The 3,975-nt window shown below is 44.0% G+C and carries 5 protein-coding genes; 2 read left to right on the forward strand and 3 right to left on the reverse strand.

Features of this window, described 5'->3' with window-relative positions; translation table 11 throughout:
* Positions 1-984 (forward strand): rhomboid family intramembrane serine protease (locus tag PX636_RS06385; protein ID WP_288116534.1); only part of this gene is annotated, 984 nt, incomplete at its 5' end.
* Positions 985-1,020: 36 nt separating this feature from the next.
* On the opposite strand, the gene PX636_RS06390 is transcribed toward PX636_RS06385, so the two are convergent.
* From PX636_RS06390 to hisD, 3 genes are all read right to left on the reverse strand, one after another.
* Positions 1,021-1,383 (reverse strand): DUF5615 family PIN-like protein, encoded by a 363-nt coding sequence (locus PX636_RS06390; RefSeq protein ID WP_194016561.1) that lies wholly within the window; start codon positions 1,381-1,383, stop codon positions 1,021-1,023.
* Complete coding sequence (locus tag PX636_RS06395) at positions 1,358-1,570, reverse strand: hypothetical protein (RefSeq protein ID WP_288116535.1); 213 nt, start codon at positions 1,568-1,570, stop codon at positions 1,358-1,360. Before PX636_RS06395 ends, PX636_RS06390 begins: the two co-directional genes overlap by 26 nt.
* A 189-nt stretch (positions 1,571-1,759) precedes the next feature.
* Positions 1,760-3,064: a histidinol dehydrogenase gene (gene hisD / locus PX636_RS06400; protein WP_002798851.1), complete on the reverse strand. Its 1,305-nt coding sequence runs from the start codon at positions 3,062-3,064 to the stop codon at positions 1,760-1,762.
* A 67-nt stretch (positions 3,065-3,131) separates the two neighbouring features.
* Here hisD and PX636_RS06405 point away from each other — a divergent pair, with 67 nt between their 5' ends.
* Positions 3,132-3,818: a hypothetical protein gene (locus PX636_RS06405; protein WP_002798849.1), complete on the forward strand. Its 687-nt coding sequence runs from the start codon at positions 3,132-3,134 to the stop codon at positions 3,816-3,818.
* Positions 3,819-3,975: the final 157 nt, after the last annotated feature.

The raw sequence follows: 3,975 nt of genomic DNA on the forward strand, positions 1-3,975 counted from the left end.
AGACCCAAATTTTCGATGACTGGTCACTTAAAGACAAAAATGACGATTATAGGTGTTTTTGTCGCTATTTTCTGGATTGTAGAAATTTTAGACCAATTTGTTTTCGATCATCAATTAAATCAATATGAGATTATTTCTTCTTCTTTGCCTTTTGGGTTAAGATGGATTTTATTCGCCCCGTTTCTACATGGTAGTTTTAAAGATCTTATTGTCGGTACTATAGGGTTTGTGATTTTAGGCTTGTCAGTCATGTCCTATAAAATTCGTCATTTTTGGATTGTTACTATCATCACTAGGATTGTTGGAGGATTGGGGATTTGGAGGTTTAACCCGTATGACCCGCATCCGATTGGGGCGAGCATCCTAATTTTTGGTTATCTGGCATTTTTACTATTTCGTAGCCTCGCTGGCGCCGAAGCCGACAGTACTGGACAGGAACTGAGTCTCTCAGCATTCCTTCAACCTGTAGATGAGCGTAACTTACTGGATAATTTTATGATGCACTCATTAACGCTCATATTTGCCCTCCCAGGTTATGTTTTATACGGGTTATCTACGATAGGCATTCATAACCTATTTGGGGTGCCTGCTCATATTGCATCTGGTTTTTTTGCTGGCACTTTAGCGGCTGATTTCATTTGTCAAGACAAAGGAAGAGCCATGAGGTGGAAATTGTTTTGGATAAGTTTCCCAATAGTTTTCCTTTTAGCCCTTTTAAAAATGTTTGCAGAGTGGTTTGTAGATAATTGGGACGAAATAAAAATAATCATGGCAATCGTGGGATTTGGTGCGTTGCTAATATCCAGCATGGTAGGAGGATCTTCAAGCACATCAGGGGAGCAGAAAGATACAATTCCTCAAGCGGGTCACGCGGAGGCGCGTTATCGTGATCGTGTAGAAGCAGAAGAACGATATCGCCAGTGGAAAGAACAAGAACAGCGCGATTGGGAAGAACAACAACGGCAAAATAATGAAGATCGTTGATGGTGATAAATTATATTATGCTTAAGTCAAACAGATTCAAGGTAAAGGAAGATAATCAATTCGGTCTTGATACTCATTATCAAATGAAGCTTCAGCCGCCAGAATTAACTCATCTATATTTTCCCCAATACTCAAATTAGGATTCAGAATAAAAATACCTGGAATATGACGATGATTTTGTAGATGATCTGCTAAATGTACGGGCATAGAAGTCCGATTATTTGTTACCAGAATAAAATTATTTTCTTCACACCAGCAGAGAATTTCAGGATCTAATGTTCCTTTATCTGGTGTAACAGGTTCTCCAATAACTCTAATAACTAAATCAGGCTTGAGTCTTCTTAGTTGAGTCGCATAGAGAGGATCAACATTTTCATCTAAGAGATATTTCAGACTCATTTGCTTGTTTGATTGCTTTTCTTTGTTGCCTTAACTTTCTCAATTTTTCTGCAACAGGAGGAGGATTTTGTTTTTGTATTTCTCTCATTCTTTCTCCATGTTCAATCCATTCGGTTAAATAATTGGTTATTTTTTCTTGCTCATGCAAATAGTACAGAATTGTTGCATAAACTTGTTCTAAGCTCAAAGATGAGTAAGTTTTGGCAATTTCTTCAGGTGTTTTAAGTAGGGAGGCACAATTATTTGTAGGATGGGTTAGCGGTAGCGTAACCCATGCGGGCGTTGGGTTTCATGCTTCAACCCAACCTACGTTCTGAATTTTAAAAATAAGCTTGCCTACATATCTAAGTTATTCCCCGTTTCCTATTCCCTGTATTTAGAGTAAAATTTCCCTGTGTTGAATTGCTAATTTATGGGCGGGAAAACCTTCGTACTCGGCTAAAGTTTTCGTGGTTTCTTTTAACTTTTCAAAGCCTTCAGGGGTGACATAAGCCAAAGTAGAGCGCTTGAGAAAATCATAAACCGAAACCGCCGAATAGGAACGGGCAAAACTTCCCGTCGGCAGCACAGCATTGACTCCGATGGCGTAGGTAGCCATAGAGGAAGGAGTATGATTTCCCAGGAGAATTTCGCCAGCATTTTTAATCTTGCCCAGAATGGCAAAAGGATTACTAACTAAAACCTCTAGATGTTCCGGGGCGTACTCATTGACAAAATCGAGGGATTGCTGCAAACTATCGGTTAAAATTATGCCCCCATAGGCGGCTAAACCCGCCTCACAGAATTCCCGTCGCCAATCCGGGAGTTTTTGCAGGTATTCCTGTGCATATTCACTAGCAGCGATCGCCAAATCTTCACAGTGGGTGACTAATAAAGCCGCCGAATCCGCCCCGTGTTCCGCTTCAATTAATAAATCCAAGGCCGCTAAACGGGCATCGGTGGACTCATCGGCCAAAACTATCGACTCACTTGGACCGGCCGGCAAACCCACATCCACAGTACCGAACAGTAACCGCTTGGCCGCCGCCCCATAGACGCTGCACGGACCGGTAATTTTGTCAACCCTTTTGATATTTTTTGTTCCCAAAGCCAAAGCGGCGATCGCTTGTACGCCCCCTAATTTATAAATTTCTCTGACTCCAGCCATCTGCGCCGCCACCAGAGAAACGGGTTCCACGTTGCCCTGTTTATCGGGGGGAGTGCAAACGACAACTCTTTCCACTCCTGCCACCATTGCCGGGATGGCTAACATTAACATCATCGAGGGAAAAGCACCGCGGCCCCGGGGAACGTATAAACCCACATTGGGGATAGGAGAGATTTTTTCGCCGGCAAAGACACCGGTTTCAATTTCTGCCAGTAGTGTTTCTTCTGGCATTTGGCGACGATGTACCTCTTGAATATTCCGGAAAGCCTGTTCAATGGCAGTTTTTACTTCCGGTTCAATTAAATGAAAAGCCCGCTCAAATTCTGCCTCGCTGACTTTGATATTTTCTACCGTCGCACCTTCGTAGTCAAAACGCCGCACATAGTCCACAACGCCGGCATCCCCCCGTTCGCGGATGGTTTCTATCACCGTTTGAGCGACTTTGAGGGCGTTATCAATATCTAACTCGGCTCTTTTCTGAAGTTTTGCCCGTTCTGCGCTACTTAATTGCGAAAGTTTTAATATTCTAACCACTATTGCTGCTCCTACTGCCCCCCGTCCTCTCAAGAATAGCGGGGAATCTGAATCTTTTTTGATTATAATGCAGATCATGTTTAAGCTCTCTTGCTGTTCTGTAAATGCGATCGCTCTTGGTTTATTATGGGGGGCGATTAGTCCGGTGTGGGCAGAAACGGAGTTAGACCTAGACCCGAAAATTCGGCAAGAAAGCCCGGTTTTAGAGCGTTGGTTAGAAAAAATACCCGATATCGCCGAAGATATTCGCCGCGATCCTAGTTTTCGCACTCGTATCCGTTTAGGATATGCAGAGTTTCCTTCTACCGATAATTCCAGTGGCGTGATTTTGGGGGTAGAAGATGTGTTTTTCGGTCAAACCAGTTTAACCCTAAGCGGCGATTATCAGACGGCTTTTAACGGCAAAAGGACGGCAATAGGAGCAAATTTACAATACTATCTCCTCCCTTTGGGTGATTATGTCAATCTGGCTCCCATGGTGGGCTATCGTTACATTCAAACGGGAAATTACAGCACCGATGGGCTTAACTTAGGATTAAAGCTCAAATTAGCCCTTTCTCGCACGGGGGCAGCAGATATCACCGTCAGTCAGAGTTTTATCTCACCGGGGGGTGCTAACGAGGTGGGATTGACTACTCTTTCGGTTGGTTATGCGATTACCTCTAATTTACGTTTAGCCGCCGATATTCAAGCCCAAAATTCCCGCGCCCGTAAAGATAGCTCCCTAGGAATTTTACTGGAATGGCTGCCCTAATTAGGGTTTGCGGCAAAAGGCAAAAAGTTTTTCCTGGGTGTAGGGTGTGGGGTGTGGGGTGTAGGGTGTAGGGTGTGGGGTGTAGGGTGTGGGGTGTAGGGTGTGGGGTGTGGGGTGGGGGGTGTGGGGTGTGGGGTGTGGGGTGTGGGGTTTTACC

It is taken from the genome of Microcystis sp. M53598_WE2 (assembly GCF_030067735.1).
Taxonomy (GTDB): Bacteria; Cyanobacteriota; Cyanobacteriia; order Cyanobacteriales; family Microcystaceae; genus Microcystis; species Microcystis aeruginosa.

Bases quoted from the DNA above. Each gene is read 5' to 3' on its own strand.
- PX636_RS06390 (WP_194016561.1), bottom strand. From the start codon at position 1,383: ATGAGTCTGAAATATCTCTTAGATGAAAATGTTGATCCTCTCTATGCG.
- PX636_RS06405 (WP_002798849.1), top strand. From the start codon at position 3,132: ATGCAGATCATGTTTAAGCTCTCTTGCTGTTCTGTAAATGCGATCGCT.